We start from the raw sequence: 26,411 nt of genomic DNA, 5'->3' as shown, positions 1-26,411 counted from the left end.
TTCACTTCCTCGGGTCGAAGGCATCGCGAGCGGACTCGCCGATGAACACCAGCAAACTCAACATCAAGGCCAGCACCGCAAAGGCGCTGATACCCAGCCACGGCGCCTGCAGGTTGGATTTGCCCTGGGCCACCAGTTCACCCAGCGAAGGACTGCCCGCCGGCAGGCCGAAACCGAGGAAGTCCAGGGCGGTCAATGTGCCGATGGCGCCAGTGAGGATGAACGGCATGAAGGTCATGGTCGAGACCATCGCGTTGGGCAAAATGTGGCGGAACATGATCGCACCGTTCTGCATGCCCAGGGCGCGGGCGGCGCGTACGTATTCCAGGTTACGCCCGCGCAGGAATTCGGCGCGCACCACGTCCACCAGGCTCATCCACGAGAACAGCAGCATGATCCCCAGCAGCCACCAGAAATTGGGTTGCACGAAACTGGCGAGGATGATCAGCAGGTACAACACCGGCAGCCCGGACCAGATCTCCAGGAAGCGCTGCCCGGCCAGGTCCACCCAGCCACCGTAGAAACCCTGCAAGGCCCCGGCGATCACGCCGATGATCGAACTGAGCACGGTCAGGGTCAGGGCGAACAGCACCGAAATGCGGAAACCGTAGATCACCCGGGCCAGCACATCGCGGCCCTGATCGTCGGTGCCCAGCAGGTTGTCCGTCGAGGGTGGGGCCGGGGCCGGGACTTTCAGGTCGTAGTTGATGCTCTGGTAGCTGTAGGGAATCGGTGCCCACAGCACCCAGGCGTCCTTGGCCTTGAGCAGTTCGCGGATGTACGGACTCTTGTAATTGGCTTCCAGTGGAAATTCGCCGCCGAAGGTGGATTCCGGGTAACGCTTGAGCGCCGGGAAGTACCAGTTGTTGTCGTAATGCACCGCCAGCGGCTTGTCGTTGGCGATCAGCTCGGCGCCCAGGCTTGCGCCGAACAGGATCAGGAACAGCCACAGCGACCACCAGCCACGCTTGTTGGCCTTGAACAGTTCGAAGCGTCGGCGATTGAGAGGGGACAGGTTCATCTCAATGCTCCCGGCTTTCGAAGTCGATGCGCGGATCGACAAGGGTGTAGGTGAGGTCGCCGATCAGTTTCACCACCAGCCCCAGCAAAGTGAAGATGAACAGCGTGCCGAACACCACCGGGTAATCACGGTTGATCGCCGCTTCGAAACTCATCAGGCCGAGGCCGTCGAGGGAGAAGATCACCTCCACCAGCAATGAGCCGGTGAAGAAGATGCCGATGAGGGCCGAGGGGAAACCGGCGATCACCAGCAGCATGGCGTTGCGGAACACGTGGCCGTACAGCACGCGGTGGTTGGTCAGGCCCTTGGCCCTGGCGGTGATCACGTACTGCTTGTTGATTTCGTCGAGGAAGCTGTTTTTGGTCAGCAAGGTCATGGTCGCGAAGTTGCCGATCACCAGTGCAGTCACCGGCAGCGCCAGGTGCCAGAAGTAGTCGAGGATCTTGCCGCCCATGCTCAGTTCATCGAAGTTGTTCGAGGTCAGCCCGCGCAACGGGAACCAGTCCAGGTAACTGCCGCCGGCGAACACCACGATCAACAGGATGGCGAACAGGAACGCCGGGATCGCGTAGCCGACAATGATCGCCGAACTGGTCCAGACGTCGAAGTGGCTGCCGTGCCGCTTGGCCTTGGCGATCCCCAGCGGGATCGACACCAGGTACATGATCAGCGTGCTCCATAGCCCGAGGGAGATCGACACCGGCATCTTTTCCTTGATCAGGTCGATGACCTTGGCGTCGCGGAAGAAGCTGTCGCCGAAATCCAGGGACGCATAGTTCTTGACCATGATCCACAAGCGTTCCGGCGCCGATTTGTCGAAGCCGTACATGTGTTCGATTTCCTTGATCAGCGCCGGGTCCAGGCCCTGGGCGCCGCGATAGGCCGAGCCTGCCACCGAGACTTCGGCACCGCCGCCGGCGATGCGGCTGGTGGCGCCTTCGAAGCCTTCGAGCTTGGCGATCATCTGTTCCACCGGCCCGCCCGGGGCAGCCTGGATGATCACGAAGTTGATCAGCAGGATGCCGAACAGGGTCGGAATGATCAGCAACAGTCGCCGAAAAATGTACGCCAGCATCTGATTACTCCGTGCCCGCAGGAGCGGCCTGCAGTGTGGTTTCGACTTCTATCGCCGGCTTGATGTCGGGCTTGACCCACCAGGTGGCCGTGCCGATGTCGTATTTAGGCGAGACCTTTGGATGGCCGATGTGGTTCCAGTACGCCACGCGCCAGGTCTTGATGTGCCAGTTGGGTATTACGTAATAGCCCCATTGCAGAGCGCGGTCCAGCGCGCGGGCGTGGGCCACCAGGCTGTTGCGCGAATCGGCGTTGATCAGTTGCTCGACCAGTTGGTCGATAACCGGATCTTTCAGACCCATGGAATTGCGGCTGCCGGGTTTGTCGGCAGCGGCCGACATCCAGAATTCCCGTTGTTCGTTACCCGGCGAATTGGATTGCGGGAAGCTGCCGACGATCATGTCGAAGTCCCGGGAACGCACGCGGTTGATGTATTGCGAGACGTCGACCCGGCGGATCACCAGATCAATGCCGAGGTCACTCAGGTTGCGCTTGAACGGCAGCAGCACCCGTTCGAATTCGGTCTGGGCCAACAGGAACTCGATGACCACCGGTTTGCCAGTGGCGTCGACCATTTTGTCATCGACGATGCGCCAGCCGGCCTCCTGCAGCAGTTGATAGGCTTGGCGTTGCTGGGCGCGGATCATGCCGCTGCCGTCGGTGGTCGGGTTCTGGAACGCTTCGCTGATCACTTGCGGTGAAAGCTTGCCGCGGAACGGTTCGAGGATCGCCACCTGTTCGGCATCAGGCAGGCCGGTGGCGGCCATTTCCGAGTTCTCGAAGTAACTGCGGGTACGCGCATAGGCACCGTTGAACAGTTGCTTGTTGGTCCATTCGAAGTCCAGCAGCAGCGACAATGCCTGACGCACGCGCACATCCTGGAACACCGGGCGGCGCAGGTTGAACACGAACCCTTGCATGCCGGTCGGATTGCCGTTGGGAATCTGTTCCTTGATCAGTCGACCTTCGGTGACCGCCGGAGTGTTGTAGGCGTTGGCCCAGTTTTTCGCGGTCATTTCCAGCCAGTAGTCGAACTGCCCGGCCTTGAGCGCTTCCAGGGCCACTGTGTTGTCGCGGTAGTAATCGGTGGTCATCACGTCGAAGTTGTAGAAACCGCGATTGACCGGCAGGTCCTTGCCCCAGTAGTCCTTGACCCGCTCGTAACGCACCGAGCGTCCGGCCTTCACTTCGCTGACCTTGTACGGGCCGCTGCCGAGCGGGATTTCCAGGTTGCCCTTGTTGAAGTCGCGGTCGGCCCACCAGTGCTTGGGCAGCACCGGCAACTGGCCGAGGATCAGCGGCAGTTCGCGGTTGTTGGTGTGCTTGAACTTGAACAGTACTGTGAGCGGGTCTTCGGCGACCACTTCGGCCACGTCGTTGTAGTAGCCGCGGTACATCGGCGCGCCATCCTTGGTCAGCATCTGGAAGCTGAACACCACGTCCTCGGCGCGAATCGGATGGCCATCATGGAAGCGTGCTTCGGGGCGCAGGTAGAAGCGCACCCAGCCGTTGTCCGGGGCTTTCTCGATCAGGCGGGCGATCAGGCCGTACTCGGTGAACGGCTCGTCCAGCCCTTGCTTGGCCAGGGTGTCGTAGATCATGCCGATATCGTCCGCCGGCACACCCTTGCTGATAAACGGGTTGAGGCTGTCGAAACCGCCGAAACCGGCCTGACGGAAGATTCCGCCCTTGGGCGCGTCGGGATTGACGTAGTCGAAGTGTTTGAAATCGGCCGGGTATTTCGGCGGCTCGTTGTACAGGGTCACGGCGTGTTGCGGGGCGGCGCAGGCCAGCCCGGCGAACAACAGGCCGCTGGCCTGCAGGAGCAGGGTGCGGATGGGTTTCATTGATCTTTCTCCGAAGATTTCAGCCACCACGCGTTCAGACCCAGGGTGTAGGGCGGCGTGGTGACGAAGGCGAGCCGGTTGCGGTACGCCAGACGGTGATAATTGAGGTACCAGTTGGGCACGATGTAGTGCTGCCACAGCAGCACGCGGTCGAGGGCCTTGCCGGCGGCGACTTGCTCATCGCGGGTCTGGGCCGCCAGTAACTGCTCGAGCAAGTGATCGACTACCGGGTCGGCAATGCCGGCGTAGTTTTTGCTGCCCTTGACCCCGGCCTGGCTGGAGTGAAAGTACTGCCATTGTTCCAGGCCCGGGCTGAGCGTCTGGTTGAGGGTCATCAGAATCATGTCGAAATCGAACTGGTCGAGGCGCTGCTTGTATTGTGCGCGATCGACCGTGCGCAGCCGTGCGTCGATGCCGATGCTGGTCAGGTTCTCGAGGTAAGGCTGGAGGATGCGCTCCAGGTTCGGGTTGACCAGCAGTAACTCCAGGCGCAACGGCTGCCCGGCGGCGTTTTGCAGGCGCTGGCCATTGAACTTCCAGCCGGCATCGGCGAGCAGGCCAAGGGCTTTGCGCAAGGTCTCCCGGGGGATGCCGTGCCCGTCGGTCTGCGGCAGGCTGAACGGTTCGGTAAAGAGCCTGGCCGGCAGCTGTTCACGATAGGACTTGAGCAACAGCCATTCGTGCCCGACCGGCAAACCGCTGGCCGAGAACTCACTATTGGGGTAGTAGCTCATGGCGCGTTGGTAGGCGCCGCTGAACAGCGTGCGGTTGGTCCATTCAAAGTTGAACATCAGCCCCAGTGCTTCACGGACCTTGGCGTCCGAGAATGCCGGGCGACGGCTGTTCATGAACAGACCCTGGGTCTGGGTCGGGATCTGGTGGGGAATCTGTGTCTTGATCACGTCACCGCGGCGTACGGCGGGGAAGTTGTAGCCAGTGTCCCAGTTCTTCGCCTGATGCTCGATATAGATATCGAATTCACCGGCCTTGAACGCCTCGAACGCCACGTCGCTGTCGCGGTAGAACTCGACCTCCATGCGGTCGAAGTTGTACTTGCCGCGATTGACCGGCAGGTCCTTGCCCCAGTAATCCTTGACCCGTTCGAAGATGATCTGCCGTCCCGGCGTGACCGAGGTGATGCGATACGGTCCGCTGCCCAGCGGCGGCTCGAATGTGGTGGCCTTGAAGTCGCGGCCTTTCCAGTAGTGCTGCGCCAGCACCGGCATTTCGCCCAGGCGCAGGATCAGCAGCGGATTGCCGGCACGCTTGAACACGAAGCGGATGCGCTGCGGGTTGAGGATGTCGACCCGCAACACTTCCTGAAGGCTGGTGCGGTACAGCGGATGGCCTTCCTTGAGCAGCGTGCGGTAGGAGAACGCGACGTCATAGGCGGTGATCGGCGTGCCGTCATGGAAGCGTGCTTCGGGACGCAGGTTGAACACCACCCAGCTGCGGTCCTCGCTGTACTCCACCGACTGGGCGATCAGGCCATAGCTGGACGCGGGCTCGTCACCCGAAGGCGCGTACTGCCCGGTACCGACCATCAGCGGCTCGTTGAGCTCGTTGATGCCGTATTGCAGGAAATTCGGCGTGGTGACCGGGCTGGTGCCCTTGAAGGTGTACGGGTTGAGCGTGTCGAACGTGCCAAACGCCATGACCCGCAACGTACCGCCCTTGGGCGCTTGCGGGTTGACCCAGTCGAAGTGGGTAAATCGGGCCGGGTACTTGAGCGTGCCGAACTGCGCATAACCATGGCTTTCGCTGATCGTCGCGCTTGCGGTGGAGCTCAAGGCCAGGCAGATCAGGAGCAGGGGCAGGGGACGCTTCAAATAGGGGATCCGATCCAGGCGGCTTGGGCTTTGTGGACCGTACAGTAACAGCTTGTATGGACAGGAAAAAGACGGGGGGTTAATGCGCAATATCGGCGGGTCGCAATCCTACAGGTTTTGTGCTCGCCATAAAAAAGCCCCAGGATTCTGGGGTTGTTTTTTAGTGCGGATTGGCCACCGTCAACATCTGACCAGGCTTCAGCGCCTGGCCGACACGCGGGTTCCAGCGCTTGAGGTGCTGCATCTCCACGTTGAAGCGCTTGGCCACGATGTACAGCGAGTCGCCTTGCTGGACCTTGTACGTGGTCTGCTGCTTCCTGGTATTCGCCGCAATCACGGTGTTGACGCGCCCGGAACTGCGTTTGCTGTTGTCCTGCATGACCAGGGTCTGGCCAGGCTTGAGGTTCTTGCCAGTCAGTTTGTTCCAGCGTTGCAGGTCCTGCACGTCAACGTTGTTGGCCTTGGCGATGGAGCCGAGGTTGTCACCCCGTTTGACCCGGTAGGAACGCTTGACGCTGGCGACCTGGGTATCATCGGCACCTTCGAAGACCGGCTTGAGCGATTTCTTGCTGATCAACTCTTCAGGGCGCATGGTCTGCAGGCTGCTGGTCAGCAGTTGCGCCTTGGAAGTCGGCACCAACAGGTGCTGCGGACCGTCGATGGTGGTGCGCTGCTTGAAGGCCGGGTTGAGCTGGAACAGTTCGTCTTCGTCGATGTTGGCGACTTCAGCAACCTTGGACAGGTCCATGCGCTGGTTGATTTCGACGACCTGGAAGTAGGGTTCGTTGGCGATCGGGTTGAGGTTCACGCCGTAGGCTTCCGGCGCCATCACCACTTGCGACAGTGCCAGCAGCTTTGGCACGTAGGCCTGGGTTTCGGCGGGCAGCGGCAGGTTCCAGTAGTCGGTCGGCAGGCCGAGACGCTCGTTGCGCTCGATGGCCCGGCTGACGGTGCCTTCGCCGGCGTTGTAGGCCGCCAGGGCCAGCAACCAGTCGCCATTGAACATGTCGTGCAGGCGGGTCAGGTAATCCATCGCGGCGGTGGTCGAGGCGGTGATGTCGCGACGGCCATCATAGAAACGGGTTTGGCGCAGGTTGAAGTAACGACCGGTGGAGGGGATGAATTGCCAAAGGCCCACCGCGTCGGCCCGGGAATAGGCCATCGGGTTGTAGGCACTTTCAATCACTGGCAGCAGTGCCAGTTCCAGCGGCATGTTGCGCTCTTCAAGGCGTTCGACGATGTAATGAATGTATAAGCTGCCACGTTCGCCGGCGTTTTCGAGGAAAGATGGATTGCTGGCGAACCAAAGGCGTTGTTGCTCGATGCGCGGGTTGACGCCCAGCCCGTCCTGCAGCTGGAAGCCCTGGCGCATGCGCTCCCAGACGTCCTGGGGAATTTGCGGGCTGGGTTTTTCGCTGAGCCAGACCGGCTTCTGCTTGGCGCGCGCGGCGATGTTCTGCGCGTGCGCCGCATCGGTCTGCGGCGCTTGGCTGGAACAGCCCGCCAGGGTGGCGGACACAGCCACCGCAATGGCTTGAGCCAAGCGGGTCAATGCGTCTGAACTGATGGCTTTGCGAATAGGTGACGACATTGGCTGGAAGTAAGTTCCGGGCAAAAATGTCGGGCGATTCTAGAAAGCGCACCCTGCGCGGTCAACCTTTCAGAATTGTTGCAACCTTGTGAGATCCCTTTAGAACGTGTCTTTCCACGCTCGAAGCGCAGCAAAAACCATATCGGGCACCGAGTTATCGGTGCCGGTCCGTTCGTCCGCTTTTTCTTTAACGGATGTTTCACCGGAGCGCAAAAACGGGTTTGTGAGCTTTTCCAGTGCCAGTGTCGACGGCAGCGTCATGATCCCGGATTCCCGTTGGCGGGTGACTTTGGCCAGGCGTTCGGCGGTGTCCGGGTTGTTCGGTTCGACGGCCGCGGCAAACTTCAGATTGCTGAGGGTGTATTCGTGGGTGCAGTACACCCGCGTGTCATCCGGCAACCCGGCGAGGCGTGTCAGCGAGCTGTACATTTGCTGTGGAGTGCCTTCGAACAAGCGTCCGCAGCCGGCGGCGAACAGTGTGTCGCCGCAGAACAGCAAGCCGTGGTGGTAATAGGCGATATGCCCCAGGGTGTGGCCGGGGACCGCGAAGATATCGAAGTCCAGGCCGAGCACGCTGACCTTGTCGTTGTCTTTGAGCGCAACGTCCCGCGCCGGGATCTTTTCGCTGGCCGGGCCAGAGACCTTCGCGTTTGTCGCTTTCTTCAGCAATTCGACGCCGCCGACGTGGTCATGATGGTGGTGAGTGATCAAAATATCACTCAGTACCCAACCCGGATTGGCCGCAAGCCAGGCTTGTACCGGGGCGGCATCACCCGGATCCACCACCGCGCAGCGTTTGCTGCCGTGGTCTTGTAACAACCAGATGTAGTTGTCGGAGAAGGCGGGCAGGGCAGTGATCTGTATCATCGTCGGATTCGCCAAGCGGAAAACAATAGCGCATCTTAGAACTTCCTGGCGTGTTGGAGAATGCAATGACTGATAAAGCGTTCGCACAGGCTGATCCTGACTGGCTCGCGTTGATCAGCGCGGCCCGCGAGTGGCTGGCAGGTCCGATCGGGCAATTTCTGCTGGACGAAGAGCAGCGCATGCTCGAAGACGAGCTCGGGCGGTTCTTTGGTGGCTATCTGGTGCATTACGGCCCCTCTGCCCAGACCCCGCCGTCAGCGCCGCAGGTGCAGCGCAATGTGCGCCTTGGCGCGCCGTTGCCGGGGGTCGAGATCGTCTGCGAGGAACAGGCCTGGCCGTTGAGCGAACATGCTGCCGATGTGGTGGTGCTGCAGCATGGTCTGGATTTCTGCCTGTCGCCCCATGGTTTGCTTCGCGAGGCGGCCAGCAGCGTACGGCCCGGCGGGCATTTGCTGATCATCGGCATCAATCCCTGGAGCACTTGGGGTCTGCGGCATGTGTTTGCCCAGGATGCGTTGCGCAAGGCACGCTGCATTTCGCCGTCACGGGTCGCGGACTGGCTGAACCTGCTGGGCTTCGCGCTGGAGAAACGCCGCTTCGGGTGCTATCGTCCGCCGCTTGCGTCACCGGCGTGGCAGACCCGACTGGCCGGTTGGGAGCGCAAGGCCGGTGACTGGCAATTGTCGGGCGGCGGCTTCTATTTATTGGTGGCGCGCAAGATCGTGGTGGGCCTGCGACCGGTCCGTCAGGAGCGGCGCGAGCCGAAGGGCAAGTTGATTCCTTTGCCGATGGCCAAGGTCAACCGTCGCAACATCGAACCGTAATACACACTTTTCATTTGCGGCCGGGCCTGTCCCGGCTTCGGGCGTCGTCGATCAGCGATCGGTGGGCCAGCGCATTTTCTGGATAGATTGGCATGAGCGATAGCGTAGAACTGTTCACCGACGGCGCCTGCAAGGGCAACCCTGGCCCTGGCGGCTGGGGCGCACTGCTGGTGTGCAAGGGCGTCGAAAAGGAACTCTGGGGCGGCGAAGCCAATACCACCAACAACCGCATGGAACTGATGGGTGCAATCCGTGGCCTGGAAGAACTCAAGCGTCCCTGCGAGGTGCTGCTGGTGACCGACTCCCAGTACGTGATGAAAGGCATCAACGAGTGGATGGACAACTGGAAGAAGCGCGGCTGGAAAACCGCGGCGAAGGAACCGGTGAAAAACGCTGACCTGTGGAAGTTGCTCGACGAGCAGGTCAACCGCCACAAGGTCACCTGGAAATGGGTGCGCGGGCACATTGGCCATCACGGCAACGAACGGGCCGACCAGTTGGCCAACCGTGGCGTCGATGAAGTGCGCGGGTACAAGCAGGGCTGATCGCAATGTCTGCCGTAGGAGCTGCCGAAGGCTCGGGCCGCGATCGGACGATCTTTTGATCTTGATCTTTTTTAGGCCGCAGAAAATCAAAAGCCAGATCAAAAGATCGCAGCCTGCGGCAGCTCCTACAAGGATTGTGTTCGCAGCAGCGCAATGGCGGTGGCCCGCGAGCATGTTAATATTCGCGTTTTTGCACGATTGACCGATTGAGAGCTGAGCACTGATGGCCACCAGATCCGTTGTACTCGACACCGAAACCACCGGCATGCCGGTGACCGACGGCCACCGGATTATCGAAATCGGTTGTGTCGAGTTGATCGGCCGACGCCTGACGGGCCGGCACTTTCACGTGTACCTGCAACCCGATCGCGAAAGTGACGAGGGTGCCATCGGCGTCCACGGCATCACCAACGAATTCCTCGTGGGCAAGCCGCGTTTTGCCGAAGTGGCCGAAGAATTCTTCGAGTTTATCAAGGGCGCGCAGCTGATCATCCATAACGCGGCGTTCGACGTTGGCTTCATCAACAACGAATTCGCCCTGATGGGGCAGCAGGACCGCGCGGACATCACGCAGCACTGCTCGATCCTCGACACCCTGATGATGGCCCGGGAACGTCACCCGGGGCAGCGCAACAGCCTCGACGCATTGTGCAAGCGCTATGGTGTCGACAACTCCGGCCGTGAACTGCACGGCGCCTTGCTCGACTCCGAGATTCTCGCCGACGTCTACCTGACCATGACCGGGGGGCAGACCAGTCTGTCCCTGGCCGGTAACGCCTCCGATGGCAATGGCTCCGGTGAAGGGGCGGACAATTCGGCCACCGAGATCCGCCGTTTGCCAGCAGATCGCCAGCCGACGCGCATCATCCGCGCCAGCGAAGACGACCTCGCCCGCCACGTGGCGCGCCTGGAAATCATCGGCAAATCTGCAGGTGCTCCGGCGTTGTGGGTGCAGCTGGCTGAGGCTGAAGCGCAGGCGTAGATGTTTCGAAAGGATCTTCGAATAGCCGCGCCGCTGGCATGCATCCGATGACCCATTTCAGGGCGCGACACTCGCCACATCCTCTGCAACACTCTACCCTGAGGTGATTGGCAGGCTATGGTCTGCCGCCTCAGGACACTGAGCCTCATGTATAAAGATTTGAAATTCCCGGTCCTGATTGTCCATCGCGACATCAAGGCCGACAGCGTCGCTGGCGACCGCGTGCGGGGGATTGCCCGGGAGCTGGAGCAGGAAGGGTTCAGTGTCGTTTCGGCGGTGGACTACACCGAAGGACGATTGGTGGCGTCGACTTACCATGGCCTGTCCTGCATGTTGATTGCCTCCGAGGACGCCAGCAGCCACTCCCATTTGTTGCAAAACATGGCCGAACTGATCGGTCTGGCGCGAGTGCGTGCACCGGATCTGCCGATCTTCGCCTTGGGCGAAACAGTGACCCTGGAAAACGCGCCTGCCGACGCCATGGCCGAGCTCAATCAGTTGCGCGGCATTCTTTACCTGTTTGAAGACACCGTGCCCTTTCTCGCCCGACAGGTGGCCCGCGCCGCGCGCAAATACCTCGATGGACTGTTGCCGCCATTTTTCAAGGCTTTGGTGCAACACACCGCGGATTCCAACTATTCCTGGCACACCCCCGGTCACGGCGGTGGCGTGGCGTATCACAAGAGTCCGGTCGGGCAGGCGTTTCACCAGTTTTTCGGGGAAAACACCCTGCGCTCGGACCTTTCGGTGTCGGTGCCGGAGCTCGGTTCTTTACTCGACCACACCGGTCCCCTGGCTGAAGCCGAGGCCCGTGCAGCACGAAATTTCGGCGCCGATCACACCTTTTTCGTGATCAATGGCACCTCCACGGCCAACAAGATTGTCTGGCACTCGGTGGTCGCCCGCGATGACCTGGTGCTGGTGGATCGCAATTGCCACAAGTCGGTGCTGCACTCGATCATCATGACCGGCGCGATCCCGCTGTACTTGTGTCCGGAGCGTAATGAGCTGGGGATCATCGGCCCGATTCCCCTGAGCGAGTTCAGCCGCGAATCGATCCAGTCCAAGATCGACGCCAGTCCGCTGACCAAGGGCCGTGCACCGAAGGTCAAGCTCGCGGTGGTGACCAATTCGACGTATGACGGCCTCTGCTACAACGCCGAGCTGATCAGGCAGCAACTGGGCAATAGCGTCGAGGTGCTGCACTTCGACGAGGCCTGGTACGCCTATGCGGCGTTTCATGAGTTTTTTGCCGGGCGCTACGGCATGGGCACGTCCCGTGATGAAGACAGCCCGTTGGTGTTTACCACCCATTCCACCCACAAGTTGCTGGCGGCTTTCAGTCAGGCGTCGATGATTCACGTGCGCGATGGCGGCGCGCGGCAACTGGACCGGGATCGCTTCAACGAAGCGTTCATGATGCACATCTCCACCTCGCCGCAGTACGGCATCATTGCCTCGCTGGATGTGGCTTCGGCGATGATGGAAGGACCGGCCGGGCGTTCGCTGTTGCAGGAAATGTTCGACGAAGCCCTGAGTTTTCGCCGGGCGCTGGCTAACTTGCGACAGCACATTGCCGCGGATGACTGGTGGTTTTCGATCTGGCAACCGCCGTCGGCGGAAGGCATCGAGCGGGTCGTCACCGAGGACTGGTTGCTGCAACCCGATGCCGATTGGCATGGCTTTGGCGGAGTGACCGAAGATTATGTGCTGCTCGACCCGATCAAGGTCACGCTGGTGATGCCGGGGCTGACGGCCGGTGGCGCCCTCAGCGAGCACGGGATTCCGGCGGCGGTGGTCAGCAAGTTCCTTTGGGAGCGCGGCCTGGTTGTCGAGAAGACCGGGCTGTATTCGTTCCTGGTGTTGTTCTCCATGGGTATCACCAAAGGCAAGTGGAGCACGCTGCTCACCGAATTGCTGGAGTTCAAGCGCAGCTATGACGCCAACGTCAGTCTGGCCAGTTGCCTTCCTTGCGTGGCGCAAGAGAATGTCGCGCGCTATCAGGGCATGGGCCTGCGTGATCTGTGCGATCAGTTGCATGCCTGTTATCGCAGCAACGCCACCGCCAGGCACCTCAAGCGCATGTACACCGTACTGCCGGAGGTCGCGATGAAGCCGGCGGACGCCTATGATCAATTGGTGCGGGGTGAAGTCGAAGCGGTGTCGATCGATGCGCTGGACGGGCGGATCGCCGCGGTGATGCTGGTGCCATACCCGCCAGGCATTCCGTTGATCATGCCGGGCGAGCGCTTTACCGAGTCGACCCGCTCGATCATCGATTATCTGGCATTTGCCCGTACGTTCGATAGCAGTTTCCCGGGGTTCGTTGCTGATGTGCACGGATTGCAACACGAAGATCAGGGCAGTGGGCGGTGCTATACCGTCGATTGCATCAAGGAGTGAGGACCTTTCCCAGTATGCAGCCGGTTATAAATCCGAATTACCCAGGGTTGTCGGTACGGGTTGCCGATGAAGGTTTTGCCGCCTATATCTGGGGCAGTGATTTCAGTTTTGAAGTCGCGGTCTACGGTGCGGCCGAAATAGGTGCACCGGTGGCACAGTGGCCGGTCACTCGGATCACGCCATATCGCAAGTGTTACGGCATCGACCCCGAGGAGTTCAGCAGCTTTCGCGATGCCGCCGACAGCGCGATTTTCATGGCCTATCTGGATGACCAGCCCGTGGGGCATCTGGTGGTCAGCACCAACTGGAACGGCTTTGCCCATATCGACGAACTGGCGGTGCATGCACCGGCCCGACGGCACGGCGTGGCCAAGGCCTTGCTGGATGTGGCGCAGTTCTGGAGCCGCAAGAAAAAGCTCCCGGGCATCATGCTCGAAACCCAGAACAACAACCTGGGGGCCTGCAGGCTCTATGAGCGTTGCGGTTACGTGATGGGCGGGATCGACCATCTGCGCTATCGCGGCATCGATCCGAACACCGCCGAAGTGGCGCTGTTCTGGTATCGAATGTTCGAAAATCCGTTGGAAAATCTGCTCAGTTCGTCAGCATCGCCGCGGCTTGTTCCGTGACGATGGCCAACAATGCCTGAACCGCCGGAGACGGTTCGACGTTTTTCAGCGACAAGGCGTAGAGACTGATCGGAACGGCCGGCGCCAGCGGGCAGGCGTCCAGTCCCGAGGCTTTGGCGCCGAGGGCGGTGAAGGGGTCGACGATGGCCAGGCCTTCGCCGGCCTCGACCATGCTGCGCATCATCTGATGCGTCTGGACCCGGGTTTGAATCACCGGAGCAGGGCGCAAACCGTGCAGTTTGTTTTCCAGTGCCGGGCTCAGCGGGTCGTGCCCCTCCAGTCCGATCATCGATTGACCGGCCAGATCCTGCAGTGAAATGTATTTCTGTTTCGGTTGCAGCCAGCCATGGGGTGCGAGCAACTGAAGTTTGCCCTGGGCAATCGCCTGGCAATCGAGGTCGGCGTGATCAGGGTCGTGCAGGCTCAGCCCCAGATCGCTTTCACGCAGCAGCAGGCTTCTGACGATGTCGCGGGTGGGCTGGCTCAGCAGTGTGCAAGGCGCGTCGGGCAGGCGTCGGCGCAGGGCCGCGATGCTGTGTGGTAACAATTGGTTAGCCAGAGGCGGGGTGCAGATGATGCGCAGCGGCGGCGCCAGGTATTGCCTGAGGCTGTTGGCCAGACGCTGCACGGGGTCGAGCGCGTCGTAGACCCGGGCAATTTCCACTTGCAGTTCCCGCGCCTCGCGGGTGGCCTGCAATCGTCCGCGAACGCTGGCGAACAGCATGAAACCCAACTGATCCTCGGCGTCGCGCAGCAAACGCTCGACTTCGGTCACCGGCAACTGCAGCCATTCGGCGGCGGTGCCCAGGTGACCGGTCTGCAAGAGCGCCTGGATCACTTCGATATGGCGTAAGCGCATGCATGAAGTCCATGTTCAGCAGGTGGAGGAGTCAGTGGCTGAATCCTACCCCAAGTCCGCGCATATGACTTCTGCTCATAACGACGGGTTATGAAACGCTGACGGTTTGCGGTTCGCGGGTAATGGTCACGCCGGTCTGCACCAGCATGAATTCATTGTCGTCGACCTTGTTGACGCGGTCGCCAATGGCCAGCTTGTAGGTGGTGACAGGGCCTGAACCGTCTACCGCCGGGGTGGAGTCCTGGAACTCGTGCACCGAATAAATACGGCCTTGCGCGTCTCTTGCATGGAACTGACCGACGAGTACTGCTGCCATCTGCTTAGAACCTCTGGAGATAAATCACTCAATTTGCGGCTCTGTAGACCGTGCTTGGGCGAGGTAAGTTTTCCTACAGGAAAAAAATAGTCAGGGACGGCGTTTTCAGTCGCCCGCTGCTTGAATCGTCATCTATAACTACAAGCTCTTCATATTGGACAGTCGAGAATCTCCCATGAGCAACGTCTATACGATCGCCGTCTTGGTCGGCAGCTTGAGAAAGGAATCGATCAACCGCAAGGTCGCACGGGCCCTGGTAGAACTGGCGCCGGCCAATCTCAAGCTTAACATCGTCGAAATTGGCGACCTGCCGCTCTATAACGAAGATATCGATGGCGCTTCACCGCCGGCAGCCTACAGCACTTTCCGGCAACAAGTGAGCTCATCCGACGCGGTGCTGTTCGTGACCCCGGAATACAACCGCTCGGTGCCGGCGCCGCTGAAAAATGCGATTGACGTCGGTTCGCGTCCGTATGGCAAAAGTGCCTGGAACGGCAAACCGGGCGCCGTTATCAGTGTTTCACCGGGGGCCGTCGGCGGGTTTGGTGCCAACCACAACCTGCGTCAATCCATGGTGTTTCTCAATGTGCCGCTGATGCAGCAACCGGAGGCCTATCTGGGGAACGCCGGTTCGGCGTTCGACGAGGCGGGCAAACTGTCAGAGTCGGTCAAGCCATTCCTGCAAAATTTCATCAATGCGTATGGGCAATGGGTCGAGCAGCACAAGAAGGTTTGATATTCATTGGCCAGCGCTTTGTCCTACGAAGCGCTGGATAACCGGCTACAAATCATTGTTTCAATTTCCGACAGCCAGGCGGCAGTTTGCTCCGCCGCCGGTTGCGCCGTGACGCAATAGCGGCGACCGCCCCAGGCCATGATCACCCCTTTCCGCTGGCCAGCCACCTGTGGGTGCGCCCGGAACAGGTCACCGAGCGCGGCTTTTACGATGGGGCCGAACACCGGTCGTGGCTGACCTCGGCGTACAACCAATACACGCGCTGCAGTTGGGATGCGTACTACAGCCCTGAAGCCGAAAACCTGCAGATTCTGCTCAAGCCGCTATTTCTGACTTCATCGATGCTGGCGGACTTCCTGCAAGACAACCGGTTTTTCGATGCGACCCGCCTGGTGTTCTCCAGCGCGTCCAGCAAAACCGCCTACGGCACGGCCGTGTGTCTGCACAATCATCCGCAACTGGAGCGTGTGGCGCTGACGTCCGCCGGCAACAAAGCATTTGTCGAAAACCTCGGCTGTTACGAATACGTGGTGTCTTATGCCGAGTTGGTCAACCTCGCCGGTGACCGTCCTACGCTGTACGTGGATTTTTCCGGCGACCTGGGACTACGCGATCAGGTCCACCAGCACTTTGCCGGGCAACTGGTCTACAGTTGCTTCGCTGGCTCTGCGCACAGTACCGATGAAGCGCAGATGACGGCCATCGAGGGGCCGCAACCGGTGTTCTTCTTTGCCCCGGTGCAGATCCGCAAGCGCAATGCCGAATGGGGGCCGGAAGGGGTCAGCCAGCATATCGGCGAAGGGTTGGTGCGGTTTTTTCAGCAGTTGACGGTGAGCGAAAAGCCATTGCTGGAAGTCGTTGAAAGCCGGGGTTACGAGGCGGCGCAAAACGTCATTTCCCGTCTGTTCCATGGCCAGGTGGCACCGGTCGAGGGGCATGTGATTCGCTTGTGAAGTGATTCGGCGAGGTTAGACCGGGGTGGCCCTTCGCTAGCAAGCCAGCTCCTACAGGTTATGCGCACAACTTGTAGGCGCTGGCTTGCCAGCGAAGAGGCCCGGCCAAACAACACAACTCTCAGCTTTGTCCCGGCACATTCGGCCAGAGATCCGCCACCAGAAACAATCGCTCGGCCTCTTCCCAGTCACCTTCGRCATTTTCTGTCAGGCGCACCAGCAATTGTGCCGGCGCAAGAGGGTCCAGGTCATTGAGCCAGGCCTGCATCTGTCCGGGGTTCCAGGTGTGCTCCGCCGAATAATGCGCCGGCGCCAGCCAGGCATGGCGGGGCAGGGGTTGCCAGCGACCGGGCGGGCTCTGGGCCAACAATGCAGGCCAATCCTTTTGATGCAGCCAGCGACCCCGCAAATGCTGCGGATGGGCGCCCGACGGCGGGGTGGCCTGTCCGGGCCACGGGTACAGCAGGTAACCCCCCAGCCACAAATGCGCGCTGAAGGCCTGGATATCCAGCGCCGCCAGCACCTCACGGCTCTCGGGGCGCGCGGAAATCGGCAATTGATGCTGGCTCAGGTGCGCCAGCTTGCGGTCGAGCCGATCGTGGCACCCCGGACCCAGCCACTGGGCAGTGTCATGCCCGTCGCCGGATTGCGGGCCGAGGTAAAGTTTGATCGCCAGTTCCAGGTGATGTACGCCGTCGCGGTCGCGCAGCAGCATGTCCAGTTCACCCAGGGTGTGCCCCTCGCGGCGAATCGGCATATTGGCAGCAATCAGTTCAATGCCGGGCGCATGCTGCACGGCGAATTGCCAGAGGCGTTCGTAATACAGGCCCAGACGCCGTGTCCGGGCCTGGGCCAGCCAGTGCAGTAAGCTATAACTGTCCCGGTCCAGTTGCCGCAGCCAATGCTCCAGCCGTTGCGGTGCCTGCACCCAGTCGCTGCCGGCCAGCGGGTGACGCTGCGGCCACGGGGTATCGTCCAGCATGGGCGGCGCGAGGATGACCCACGCCAGGTCACGCACTTCGGGATGGCGTAACTGATGGGGCAGGTGGAGCAAATCAGGAAATAGCATCATCTTGCGAGCATAGCCCGAAACCCGGGCACACCCTTGAAGCTGAAAGGATTTTGTCTACGGGCGGCTTTCGCCCATAATCGTGGTTTTCGCCGCCACACAGATCCCCGCAGGAGCCCCATGGAGCAATTTCGCAATATCGGCATCATCGGTCGCCTGGGCAGTTCCCAGGTGCTGGATACCGTCCGCCGACTGAAACGGTTTCTGCTCGATCGTCACCTGCACGTGATCCTCGAAGACACCATCGCCGAAGTGCTGCCAGGGCACGGCCTGCAAACCTCGTCGCGCAAGATGCTCGGCGAAGTCTGCGACATGGTCATTGTGGTCGGTGGTGACGGCAGTCTGCTCGGTGCCGCCCGGGCGCTGGCCAGGCACAATATTCCGGTGCTCGGCATCAACCGGGGCAGCCTGGGTTTCCTGACCGACATTCGCCCCGATGAACTGGAAACCAAGGTCGCCGAAGTGCTGGATGGCCACTATCTGGTGGAAAACCGCTTCCTGTTGCAGGCCGAAGTCCGTCGCCACGGCGAGGCCATCGGCCAGGGCGATGCACTGAACGATGTGGTGCTGCACCCTGGCAAATCCACGCGAATGATCGAATTCGAGCTGTACATCGACGGCCAGTTCGTCTGCAGCCAGAAGGCCGACGGCCTGATCGTCGCCACGCCGACCGGTTCCACCGCGTATGCACTGTCTGCCGGCGGGCCGATCATGCATCCCAAGCTCGACGCTATTGTGATTGTGCCGATGTACCCCCATACCTTGTCGGGTAGACCGATTGTGGTCGATGGCAACAGTGAGCTGAAAATCGTCGTGTCCAAGGATATGCAGATTTACCCGCAAGTCTCGTGTGACGGGCAGAACCACTTTACCTGCGCGCCCGGCGACACCATTACCGTCAGCAAGAAAGCCCAGAAACTGCGGCTGATTCACCCGCTCGACCACAACTACTATGAAGTTTGCCGGACCAAGCTCGGCTGGGGCAGCAAGTTGGGGGGTGGAGGCGACTGATGCTCGATCCCGCGCGTAGCTACGACCTGATCGGTGACGTGCACGGTTGCGCTCTGACCCTGGAGCACTTGCTCGACCGACTCGGTTATCACAAGCAAGGTGGCGTTTGGCGGCACGCGTCGCGCATGGCGGTGTTCGTCGGCGATATCATCGATCGCGGCCCGCGGATTCGCGAGGCGCTGCATATCGTCCACGACATGGTCGAGGCCGGTCAGGCGCTGTGCATCATGGGCAACCACGAGTTCAATGCGCTGGGCTGGAGCACGCCGGCGCTGCCCGGCAGCGGCAAGCAATTCGTGCGCGAGCACACGCCGCGCCATGCCCGCCTGCTACACGAAACCCTGACCCAGTTCGAACACCATCCGGGTGACTGGCACGACTTCCAGCAATGGTTCTATAAGCTGCCATTGTTCGTCGATGCCGGGCGTTTTCGCGTGGTCCACGCCTGCTGGGACGCCGGGCTGATCGAGCCGCTGCTGGCGTTGTTCCCCAGCGGTTGTGTCGACGAGCATTTTCTCCAGGCTTCGGCGCAGGCGGGTTCGTTTGCTTGCACCGTGTTCGACCGGCTGCTGCGCGGTACGGACATGCGCTTGCCCCATGGCCTGACCATGACCAGCGGCGATGGGCTGGTGCGTTCGTTCTTCCGGACCAAATTCTGGGAAGACGATCCGAAAACCTACGGCGACATCGTGTTCCAGCCCGATGCACTGCCCGAACCCGTGGCCCGGACGCCGCTGACACCCACCGAAAAGAACAGTTTGCTGCGCTATGGCATCGATGAGCCGTTGTTGTTCGTCGGCCATTACTGGCGCAGCGGCAAACCGGCACCGATCCGGCCGAACCTGGCCTGTCTGGATTACAGCGCGGTGCTGTACGGCAAGCTGGTTGCCTACCGACTGGATCAGGAAACCCGCCTGGATCCGCATAAATTCGTTTGGGTCGATGTCGAACGGCCGGAGGTGCTGCAATGAGTGCTGTAGCGGTATTGCGTCTGCCCCTGGCGGTGGACTTGAGCGGGTTCGTCACCCTGCTCAAGCGCATGCAAGTGCCCCATCGGGTCAGTGAAGAGGCAGGCGAGCAAGTGCTGTGGGTGCCAGACAACATCAGTGAAGACGTGCGCGCGTTGTACGAACGGTTTCCGGCGGGCGATCCCGATCAGCAATTGGACATTCCGCTGGCGCAGACCATCAAGCGCCCGGGGTTCGTCGAGCAATTGAAATACGCCAGGGCCACCGCGCTGGTGCTGTTGCTGAGCGTGATTGTCGGTGCAGTGACCCTGCTCGGCGACAACCTTGAAACGATGCGCTGGCTGACCTTCCTCGAATTCCGCGTGGTCGGCGAGTACCTCCACTTCACGCCACTGGCCGACAGCCTGGCGGCGGGGCAGTGGTGGCGCCTGTTCACGCCGATGCTGATTCACTTCGGCATCCTGCACCTGGCGATGAACGGCATGTGGTACTGGGAACTGGGGCGGCGCATCGAGTCGCGTCAGGGCAGTATCAACCTGATCGGCCTGACCCTGCTGTTCAGCCTGGTGTCCAACTACGCCCAGTATTACTTCAGCGGCCCGACCTTGTTCGGTGGTTTGTCCGGTGTACTGTACGGCTTGCTCGGGCATTGCTGGATCTTCCAGCTGCTGGCGCCGAACCCGGCTTATCGCCTGCCGCGAGGCGTGCTGGTGATGATGCTGGTGTGGTTGTTGTTGTGCCTGTCCGGGCTGGTGTCGATGATCGGCTTCGGCGAAATCGCCAACGCGGCCCACGTCAGCGGGTTACTCATCGGATGCTTCAGCGGTTTGTTGGGCGGTTTGTATAACCGCCGTAAACTGGCCGCCTAATTCAGAACCTGCAATGAAGAGACGGAGACTCAATGTCCTCTTTTAACGAAATGATCAACAACATCACCTCCGATATCTACGAGAGCCTGAAACTGGCCGTGGAAATCGGCAAATGGTCCGACGGTGGCAAGCTCACCGCCGAACAACGCGAGCTGTCGTTGCAGGCGATGATCGCCTGGGAAATCCAGAACCTGCCAGAAGACCAGCGTACCGGCTACATGGGGCCGCAGGAATGCGCCTCGAAGTCGATCGAAGTGCCGAATATCCTGTTCAAGTCGGATGCCATCCATTGATCGAGATTGGCCGCGGTGCAATCAGCAAAATGTCGGCGCGCCTGGACGGGCCAAACGTGCAATACGCTTTGCGTCTGGGCGAAACCGAGGTCCCGGTCAATCCGTTGATCGGCACCACGGTGCGTCTGGAATACCTGGGTGCGATCCACTGCATCCATTGCGGACGCAAGACCAAGACCAGTTTCAGCCAGGGCTACTGCTACCCGTGCATGACCAAACTGGCCCAGTGCGACGTCTGCATCATGAGCCCGGAACGCTGCCACTTCGACGCCGGCACCTGCCGCGAGCCGGAATGGGGCGAGAAGTTTTGCATGACTGATCACGTGGTTTATCTGGCCAACTCGTCGGGGGTGAAAGTCGGGATTACCCGTGCCACCCAATTGCCGACCCGCTGGCTCGACCAGGGTGCGAGCCAGGCCTTGCCGATCATGCGCGTATCGACCCGTCAGCAGTCCGGTTTCGTCGAGGATCTGTTCCGCAGCCAGGTGGCCGACAAGACCAACTGGCGTGCTTTGCTCAAGGGCGATGCGGCGGCGGTGAACCTGGCCGAAGTCCGCGATCAGCTGTTCGACAGCTGCGCTGAAGGCTTGCTGGGGTTGCAGCAGCGATTTGGCTTGCAGGCGATCCAGCCGGTGACCGATGTCGAACCGCTGGAAATTCGCTATCCGGTCGAGCAGTACCCGGCGAAGATCGTCAGCTTCAACCTGGACAAGAACCCGATTGCCGAAGGCACGCTGATGGGGGTCAAGGGTCAATACCTGATCTTCGACACCGGCGTGATCAATATTCGTAAATACACGGCTTACCAGCTCGCCGTGCATCAGTAAGGACTCCAGCATGCGCACCGAACAACCGAAGATGATCTACCTCAAGGACTATCAGGCGCCCGAGTACCTGATCGACGAAACGCACCTGACCTTCGAGTTGTACGAGGACCACAGCCTGGTCCATGCGCAACTGGTGATGCGCCGCAACCCCGAGCGTGGCCCGGGCCTGCCGCCGCTGGTGCTCGACGGCCAGCAGCTTGAGCTGTTGGCGGTGACGTTGGCCGACCAGGAGCTTTCCGAGGCGCAGTATCAGCTGACCGAGAATCACCTGACCCTGCACCCGACCAGCGCCACCTTCACGGTCGACACCAGCGTCCGGATCCACCCGGAAACCAACACCGCGCTGGAGGGCCTGTACAAGTCCGGCACGATGTTCTGCACCCAGTGCGAGGCCGAAGGCTTTCGCAAGATCACCTATTACCTCGACCGCCCGGACGTGATGAGCACCTTCACCACCACGGTGGTCGCCGAGCAGCACAGCTATCCGGTGCTACTGTCCAACGGCAACCCGATCGCTTCCGGTCCCGGCGAAGACGGCCGGCACTGGGCGACCTGGGAAGATCCGTTCAAGAAACCGGCGTACCTGTTTGCGCTGGTGGCCGGCGACCTGTGGTGCGTCGAAGACAGTTTCACCACCATGAGCGAGCGCAATGTGGCGCTGCGCATTTACGTCGAGCCGGAAAACATCGACAAGTGCCAGCACGCCATGAACAGCCTGAAGAAATCCATGCGCTGGGACGAAGAGGTCTACGGTCGCGAGTACGACCTGGACATCTTCATGATCGTCGCCGTGAATGACTTCAACATGGGCGCCATGGAAAACAAGGGCCTCAACATCTTCAACTCCAGCGCCGTGCTGGCCAAGGCCGAAACCGCCACCGACGCCGCGCACCAGCGGGTCGAGGCGATTGTCGCCCACGAATACTTCCACAACTGGTCGGGCAACCGCGTGACCTGCCGCGACTGGTTTCAGCTCTCGCTGAAGGAAGGCTTCACCGTGTTCCGCGATGCCGGTTTCTCCTCGGACATGAACTCGGCCACGGTCAAGCGCATCCAGGACGTGGCCTACCTGCGCACCCACCAATTCGCCGAAGACGCCGGCCCCATGGCCCATGCCGTGCGCCCGGACAGCTTCATCGAGATTTCCAACTTCTACACCCTGACTGTGTACGAGAAGGGCTCGGAAGTGGTCGGCATGATCCACACCTTGCTCGGTGCCGAAGGTTTCCGCAAAGGCAGCGACCTGTACTTCGAACGCCACGACGGCCAGGCCGTGACCTGCGATGACTTCATCAAGGCCATGGAGGATGCCAATGGCGTTGACCTGACCCAGTTCAAGCGTTGGTACAGCCAGGCCGGTACACCGCGTCTGGCGGTGAGCGAGTCCTTTGACGCAGCGGCGAAAACCTACAGCCTGACCTTCCGCCAGAGCTGCCCGCAAACTCCGGACAAGGTCGAAAAACTACCGTTCGTGATCCCGGTCGAGCTGGGCCTGTTGGATTCCAAAGGGGCAGCGATTGCCCTGCGCCTTGCTGGTGAAGCCGTCGCGCAAGGCACTTCGCGAGTCATTTCCGTGACCGAGGCTGAGCAGACCTTTACCTTCGTCGACATCGCCGAACAACCGCTGCCGTCGTTGCTGCGTGGCTTCTCGGCGCCGGTGAAACTGAGCTTCCCGTACAACCGCGACCAGTTGATGTTCCTGATGCAGCACGACAGCGACGGTTTCAATCGCTGGGATGCCGGCCAGCAACTGTCGGTGCAGGTGCTGCAAGAGTTGATTGCCCAGCAGCAGAAGGGCGAAGCGCTGGTACTCGATCAGCGGCTGGTGTCGGCACTGCGTACTGTGCTCTCGGACGAGTCGCTGGATCAGGCCATGGTCGCCGAAATGCTCTCGCTGCCAAGCGAGGCGTACCTGACCGAGATCAGCGAAGTGGCGGATGTCGATGCCATTCACACTGCTCGTGAGTTCGCTCGCAAGCAATTGGCCGGTGCGTTGTTCGAAGGCCTGTGGCTGCGTTATCAGGCCAATCGCGAATTGTCGAAGCAGACTCCGTATGTGGCCGAAGCCGAGCATTTCGCCCGTCGTGCCTTGCAGAACATCGTGCTGTCGTACCTGATGCTCAGCGGCAAGCCGGAAGTTGTGGCTGCGACTCTGGAGCAGTTCGATTCGTGCGACAACATGACCGAGCGCCTGACCGCACTTGCCGTGTTGGTCAATTCACCCTACGAAGCCGAGAAGGCCAAGGCGCTGGCCAGCTTCGCCGAGCACTTCAAGGACAACCCGTTGGTCATGGACCAGTGGTTCAGCGTCCAGGCTGGCAGTGTGTTGCCTGGTGGCCTGGAGAGAGTCAAGGCGTTGATGCAGCACCCGGCGTTCAACATCAAGAACCCGAACAAGGTGCGGGCACTGGTCGGTGCGTTTGCCGGGCAGAACCTGATCAACTTCCACGCGGCCGACGGTTCCGGGTATCGCTTCCTGGCGGATCTGGTGATCGAGTTGAATGGCTTTAACCCGCAGATTGCTTCTCGCCAGTTGGCGCCTTTGACTCGCTGGCGCAAGTACGACAGCGCTCGTCAGGTTTTGATGAAGGGGGAGCTGGAGCGGATTCGGGCTTCGGGGCAACTGTCTAGCGATGTGTTTGAGGTGGTCAGCAAGAGTTTGGCTTGAGTCTGTTGTTGACCTTGGCGGCCTTCGGGCCGACCAGGGTCATGGGTTGATTGGGTACATATCCATTCCTGCGGTAACGGCGGCTGGCGGTTTCGCCCTTACGGCGAGTCACTTTTTTTACAAGCGCCTAAAAAAAGTAACCAAAAAAACGCTCGCCCCGAACGTACGGCCCCTCGCTAAGGCTCGGCGTTCCTTCGCTGCGGTATTCATCCGGGGGCATTGCCCTCCGGTCGGCTTCGCTTCGACCTACATGCAATGAGTTCGACTGCGTCGAACGGCGCTGCGCGCCAATCCCCGGATGAACACCTCCGCTCAGCCTTCCGAGGGGGCGGGTGGATCAAGATCAAGAGCTGCAGGCGAGCTAACGCTCGGCCTGTTGAGTGGTGAAGAGCAGTTGGTGTACGCCGACCCATTGTGGGAGCGAGCTTGCTCGCGAAGGCGGCCTTATGGCCGACCAATCTCTTTCGGCTAAACGCATTCCCCCTGTAGGAGCTGCCGCAGGCTGCGATCTTTTGATCTTGATCTTCCGCACCCTTCGACATTGTCAAAAATCAAMAGATCGCAGCCTCGTTGCACTCGACAGCTCCTACAGGGAAACACGCACGCATCAGAACCAGGCCGGCCGGTAGGCCGCCTCGTTTTTGCTTTTGCGGTACACGCCCCCTCGTGAGGCCGAGTGGAGGTTCTGCGCAGAGGGCAACCCGGCATGGATGCCGGGTTAGCCGCCCCCGGCCATGGATGGCCGATGGCGGCGGGCCCACGGAGCAGGACCGGAGCGAGGGCATGCCGAGCCACAGCGAGGCACCGAATGTCAGGGGCAAAGCGCTTTGGTTACTTTGCGCCGGGCCGCGCAGGCTTTTCGAAAGTGACCCGCCGTAAGGGCGGAACCAATAGCGGCCGTTACCGCAGCAACGGATATGTACACCAAACACCAAACACCCCACCTGATACTCAACCATTCAGAACACCCCCCCATCCCCCCCGGTTAACAAAACATAACGTGGCGTCGATTGTCAGACATTAAAAAACACCGATAGGATAAGCCAGCTTCCGAAGGGGCTCTGGATTGCGGGTTTCAGGACTATGCTCTGAAACAGCCGGTCCAGACACGCACCCTTGCGGCGCCCAGAAAGGTTGAACGACCTAACAATAATAATGGGAGAAGGTCTATGAGTGAGCCTGTCATGGGTGTGGGTATCTGCCGCCCGCCGGCACTGCGCAAATTCGCGTTGCTGGCTACAGCGCTCTCGCTGTTGGGTTCTGCCATGCTGTCGGCACCTGCGCTGGCCGCAGCGGCGCCAGCATCCGATGTTGTTTATTCCATTGAATCTGCCAAGGCTGCCAAAAGCCTGATGCTCGATGTCGTCCACGCCGGCAAGCGCCTGGTGGCGGTCGGGGATCGTGGGCACATCCTGTATTCCGATGACCAGGGCGCCACCTGGACCCAGGCCAAGGTCCCGACCCGGGCCCTGCTGACGTCAGTGTTCTTTGTCGATGACAAACACGGCTGGGCCGTCGGTCATGACGCACAGATCCTCGCCAGCGAGGACGGCGGCGCTACCTGGACCAGGCAATTCGAAGATCTGAAACGCGAATCGCCGCTGCTCGATGTCTGGTTCAAGGACGTCGACAGCGGCTTTGCCGTGGGCGCCTACGGCTCGCTGATGGAAACCACCGACGGTGGCAAGCATTGGGAAGACGCCAGCGACCGTCTGGACAATGAAGACCAGTACCACCTGAACGCGATTGCCGCGGTCAAGGACGCCGGGCTGTTCATCGTCGGCGAGCAGGGCAGCATGTTCCGCTCCGCGGACTGGGGCCAGACCTGGGAGAAACTCGAAGGTCCGTACGAAGGCTCGCTGTTCGGCGTGATCGGCACGGCGCAGCCCAATACGCTGCTGGCCTACGGCTTGCGTGGCAACCTTTACCGTTCCACGGACTTCGGCACCACCTGGGAGCAAGTCGAGCTCAAGGCTGAACGTGGCGACCTGGAGTTCGGGCTGTCCGGCGGCACGCTGCTCGACGACGGTTCCATCGTGATTGTCGGCAACGGCGGCTCGGTGATCCGCAGCAGCGACAATGGCGAAACCTTCAAAGTGGTCAACCGTGCGGACCGTATTTCGGTCTCGGCAGTGACTGCGGCAGGCAATGGCAATCTGGTTCTGGCCGGGCAGGGCGGCGTTCGCGTCACTTCGCCCAACGGTACCGAGTCGGGCAAATGAGCCGGGTT

At 60.8% G+C, this 26,411-nt stretch carries 23 protein-coding genes; 14 read left to right on the top strand and 9 right to left on the bottom strand.

Annotation, left to right across the window (positions count from 1 at the left end; genetic code table 11):
- Position 1: 1 nt before the first annotated feature.
- From AC1DWG_RS21940 to gloB, 6 genes are all read right to left on the bottom strand, one after another.
- Positions 2-1,021, bottom strand: a complete 1,020-nt coding sequence (locus AC1DWG_RS21940; protein WP_477788349.1) for an ABC transporter permease — start codon at positions 1,019-1,021, stop codon at positions 2-4.
- A gap of 1 nt (position 1,022) precedes the next feature.
- Positions 1,023-2,096 (bottom strand): microcin C ABC transporter permease YejB, encoded by a 1,074-nt coding sequence (locus AC1DWG_RS21935; RefSeq protein ID WP_223547164.1) that lies wholly within the window; start codon positions 2,094-2,096, stop codon positions 1,023-1,025.
- 4 nt (positions 2,097-2,100) lie between these two features.
- Positions 2,101-3,942, bottom strand: a complete 1,842-nt coding sequence (locus tag AC1DWG_RS21930; protein ID WP_477788348.1) for an extracellular solute-binding protein — start codon at positions 3,940-3,942, stop codon at positions 2,101-2,103.
- Complete coding sequence (locus tag AC1DWG_RS21925; RefSeq protein ID WP_477765224.1) at positions 3,939-5,759, bottom strand: extracellular solute-binding protein; 1,821 nt, start codon at positions 5,757-5,759, stop codon at positions 3,939-3,941. The genes AC1DWG_RS21930 and AC1DWG_RS21925 overlap by 4 nt, the downstream gene beginning before the upstream one ends.
- A 172-nt stretch (positions 5,760-5,931) precedes the next feature.
- Complete coding sequence (locus AC1DWG_RS21920) at positions 5,932-7,362, bottom strand: transglycosylase SLT domain-containing protein (RefSeq protein WP_477764109.1); 1,431 nt, start codon at positions 7,360-7,362, stop codon at positions 5,932-5,934.
- A 99-nt stretch (positions 7,363-7,461) separates the two neighbouring features.
- Positions 7,462-8,229, bottom strand: a complete 768-nt coding sequence (gene gloB / locus AC1DWG_RS21915; protein ID WP_477788347.1) for a hydroxyacylglutathione hydrolase — start codon at positions 8,227-8,229, stop codon at positions 7,462-7,464.
- Between the two features lie 65 nt (positions 8,230-8,294).
- Between gloB and AC1DWG_RS21910 the strand changes: the two genes are divergently transcribed.
- The 5 genes from AC1DWG_RS21910 (at position 8,295) to AC1DWG_RS21890 (ending at position 13,612) form a co-directional block, all read left to right on the top strand.
- Positions 8,295-9,053 (top strand): class I SAM-dependent methyltransferase, encoded by a 759-nt coding sequence (locus tag AC1DWG_RS21910; protein ID WP_477764111.1) that lies wholly within the window; start codon positions 8,295-8,297, stop codon positions 9,051-9,053.
- 92 nt (positions 9,054-9,145) lie between these two features.
- On the top strand, positions 9,146-9,598 hold the full coding sequence (gene rnhA, locus AC1DWG_RS21905; protein ID WP_007979123.1) for a ribonuclease HI: 453 nt from the start codon (positions 9,146-9,148) through the stop codon (positions 9,596-9,598).
- A 223-nt stretch (positions 9,599-9,821) separates the two neighbouring features.
- Positions 9,822-10,580, top strand: coding sequence for a DNA polymerase III subunit epsilon (gene dnaQ / locus AC1DWG_RS21900; protein ID WP_477788346.1), 759 nt, complete (start codon positions 9,822-9,824; stop codon positions 10,578-10,580).
- A 147-nt stretch (positions 10,581-10,727) separates the two neighbouring features.
- Positions 10,728-12,983, top strand: a complete 2,256-nt coding sequence (locus AC1DWG_RS21895; RefSeq protein ID WP_477764113.1) for an Orn/Lys/Arg family decarboxylase — start codon at positions 10,728-10,730, stop codon at positions 12,981-12,983.
- 14 nt (positions 12,984-12,997) lie between these two features.
- On the top strand, positions 12,998-13,612 hold the full coding sequence (locus AC1DWG_RS21890; RefSeq protein ID WP_477764114.1) for a GNAT family N-acetyltransferase: 615 nt from the start codon (positions 12,998-13,000) through the stop codon (positions 13,610-13,612).
- Here the strand turns inward: AC1DWG_RS21890 and AC1DWG_RS21885 are convergent.
- Positions 13,578-14,471, bottom strand: a complete 894-nt coding sequence (locus tag AC1DWG_RS21885; RefSeq protein WP_477764115.1) for a LysR substrate-binding domain-containing protein — start codon at positions 14,469-14,471, stop codon at positions 13,578-13,580. The genes AC1DWG_RS21890 and AC1DWG_RS21885 overlap by 35 nt on opposite strands.
- Before the next feature lie 88 nt (positions 14,472-14,559).
- The gene (locus AC1DWG_RS21880) at positions 14,560-14,787 is read right to left on the bottom strand and encodes a hypothetical protein (protein ID WP_056727634.1); all 228 of its coding nucleotides are present in this window, start codon (positions 14,785-14,787) and stop codon (positions 14,560-14,562) included.
- A 175-nt stretch (positions 14,788-14,962) separates the two neighbouring features.
- On the opposite strand from AC1DWG_RS21880, the gene AC1DWG_RS21875 reads away from it, so the two are divergent.
- Together AC1DWG_RS21875 and AC1DWG_RS21870 are read left to right on the top strand one after the other, a co-directional pair.
- Positions 14,963-15,523 carry an NADPH-dependent FMN reductase gene (locus AC1DWG_RS21875; protein ID WP_477764116.1) on the top strand — a complete coding sequence of 187 codons (561 nt, stop codon included), beginning with the start codon at positions 14,963-14,965 and terminating at the stop codon, positions 15,521-15,523.
- Positions 15,524-15,609: 86 nt separating this feature from the next.
- Positions 15,610-16,476, top strand: a complete 867-nt coding sequence (locus AC1DWG_RS21870; RefSeq protein ID WP_477788345.1) for a DUF2855 family protein — start codon at positions 15,610-15,612, stop codon at positions 16,474-16,476.
- Positions 16,477-16,597: 121 nt separating this feature from the next.
- On the opposite strand, the gene AC1DWG_RS21865 is transcribed toward AC1DWG_RS21870, so the two are convergent.
- Positions 16,598-17,548 carry a DUF1853 family protein gene (locus tag AC1DWG_RS21865; protein ID WP_477788344.1) on the bottom strand — a complete coding sequence of 317 codons (951 nt, stop codon included), beginning with the start codon at positions 17,546-17,548 and terminating at the stop codon, positions 16,598-16,600.
- Between the two features lie 117 nt (positions 17,549-17,665).
- Between AC1DWG_RS21865 and AC1DWG_RS21860 the strand changes: the two genes are divergently transcribed.
- The 7 genes from AC1DWG_RS21860 (at position 17,666) to AC1DWG_RS21830 (ending at position 26,403) form a co-directional block, all read left to right on the top strand.
- Positions 17,666-18,556, top strand: a complete 891-nt coding sequence (locus AC1DWG_RS21860; protein ID WP_057398469.1) for an NAD(+) kinase — start codon at positions 17,666-17,668, stop codon at positions 18,554-18,556.
- A complete protein-coding gene (locus AC1DWG_RS21855; RefSeq protein ID WP_477788343.1) occupies positions 18,556-19,527 on the top strand; it encodes a metallophosphoesterase in 972 nt (323 codons plus the stop codon). The genes AC1DWG_RS21860 and AC1DWG_RS21855 overlap by 1 nt, the downstream gene beginning before the upstream one ends.
- Positions 19,524-20,393, top strand: a complete 870-nt coding sequence (locus tag AC1DWG_RS21850; RefSeq protein ID WP_477755642.1) for a rhomboid family intramembrane serine protease — start codon at positions 19,524-19,526, stop codon at positions 20,391-20,393. Before AC1DWG_RS21855 ends, AC1DWG_RS21850 begins: the two co-directional genes overlap by 4 nt.
- Before the next feature lie 32 nt (positions 20,394-20,425).
- Entirely contained in the window at positions 20,426-20,686 is a 261-nt protein-coding gene (locus AC1DWG_RS21845) for a YeaC family protein (RefSeq protein WP_477755643.1), read from the top strand.
- On the top strand, positions 20,683-21,513 hold the full coding sequence (locus AC1DWG_RS21840) for a DUF2797 domain-containing protein (RefSeq protein WP_477764119.1): 831 nt from the start codon (positions 20,683-20,685) through the stop codon (positions 21,511-21,513). The genes AC1DWG_RS21845 and AC1DWG_RS21840 overlap by 4 nt, the downstream gene beginning before the upstream one ends.
- A 10-nt stretch (positions 21,514-21,523) precedes the next feature.
- Positions 21,524-24,181: an aminopeptidase N gene (gene pepN, locus AC1DWG_RS21835; RefSeq protein WP_477788342.1), complete on the top strand. Its 2,658-nt coding sequence runs from the start codon at positions 21,524-21,526 to the stop codon at positions 24,179-24,181.
- A 1,169-nt stretch (positions 24,182-25,350) separates the two neighbouring features.
- A complete protein-coding gene (locus AC1DWG_RS21830; protein ID WP_477764121.1) occupies positions 25,351-26,403 on the top strand; it encodes a WD40/YVTN/BNR-like repeat-containing protein in 1,053 nt (350 codons plus the stop codon).
- Positions 26,404-26,411 lie beyond the last annotated feature (8 nt).

This window comes from Pseudomonas sp. P4_B3 (genome assembly GCF_056402295.1).
This window is presented reverse-complemented; position numbering and strand designations above follow the sequence as displayed.

Bases quoted from the DNA above. Each gene is read 5' to 3' on its own strand.
- dnaQ (WP_477788346.1), top strand. From the start codon at position 9,822: ATGGCCACCAGATCCGTTGTACTCGACACCGAAACCACCGGCATGCCG.
- AC1DWG_RS21935 (WP_223547164.1), bottom strand. From the start codon at position 2,096: ATGCTGGCGTACATTTTTCGGCGACTGTTGCTGATCATTCCGACCCTG.
- rnhA (WP_007979123.1), top strand. From the start codon at position 9,146: ATGAGCGATAGCGTAGAACTGTTCACCGACGGCGCCTGCAAGGGCAAC.
- AC1DWG_RS21885 (WP_477764115.1), bottom strand. From the start codon at position 14,471: ATGCGCTTACGCCATATCGAAGTGATCCAGGCGCTCTTGCAGACCGGT.
- AC1DWG_RS21940 (WP_477788349.1), bottom strand. From the start codon at position 1,021: ATGAACCTGTCCCCTCTCAATCGCCGACGCTTCGAACTGTTCAAGGCC.
- AC1DWG_RS21910 (WP_477764111.1), top strand. From the start codon at position 8,295: ATGACTGATAAAGCGTTCGCACAGGCTGATCCTGACTGGCTCGCGTTG.
- AC1DWG_RS21930 (WP_477788348.1), bottom strand. From the start codon at position 3,942: ATGAAACCCATCCGCACCCTGCTCCTGCAGGCCAGCGGCCTGTTGTTC.
- AC1DWG_RS21860 (WP_057398469.1), top strand. From the start codon at position 17,666: ATGGAGCAATTTCGCAATATCGGCATCATCGGTCGCCTGGGCAGTTCC.
- AC1DWG_RS21875 (WP_477764116.1), top strand. From the start codon at position 14,963: ATGAGCAACGTCTATACGATCGCCGTCTTGGTCGGCAGCTTGAGAAAG.
- pepN (WP_477788342.1), top strand. From the start codon at position 21,524: ATGCGCACCGAACAACCGAAGATGATCTACCTCAAGGACTATCAGGCG.
- AC1DWG_RS21845 (WP_477755643.1), top strand. From the start codon at position 20,426: ATGTCCTCTTTTAACGAAATGATCAACAACATCACCTCCGATATCTAC.
- AC1DWG_RS21890 (WP_477764114.1), top strand. From the start codon at position 12,998: ATGCAGCCGGTTATAAATCCGAATTACCCAGGGTTGTCGGTACGGGTT.
- AC1DWG_RS21895 (WP_477764113.1), top strand. From the start codon at position 10,728: ATGTATAAAGATTTGAAATTCCCGGTCCTGATTGTCCATCGCGACATC.
- AC1DWG_RS21880 (WP_056727634.1), bottom strand. From the start codon at position 14,787: ATGGCAGCAGTACTCGTCGGTCAGTTCCATGCAAGAGACGCGCAAGGC.
- AC1DWG_RS21850 (WP_477755642.1), top strand. From the start codon at position 19,524: ATGAGTGCTGTAGCGGTATTGCGTCTGCCCCTGGCGGTGGACTTGAGC.
- AC1DWG_RS21830 (WP_477764121.1), top strand. From the start codon at position 25,351: ATGAGTGAGCCTGTCATGGGTGTGGGTATCTGCCGCCCGCCGGCACTG.
- AC1DWG_RS21920 (WP_477764109.1), bottom strand. From the start codon at position 7,362: ATGTCGTCACCTATTCGCAAAGCCATCAGTTCAGACGCATTGACCCGC.
- AC1DWG_RS21855 (WP_477788343.1), top strand. From the start codon at position 18,556: ATGCTCGATCCCGCGCGTAGCTACGACCTGATCGGTGACGTGCACGGT.
- gloB (WP_477788347.1), bottom strand. From the start codon at position 8,229: ATGATACAGATCACTGCCCTGCCCGCCTTCTCCGACAACTACATCTGG.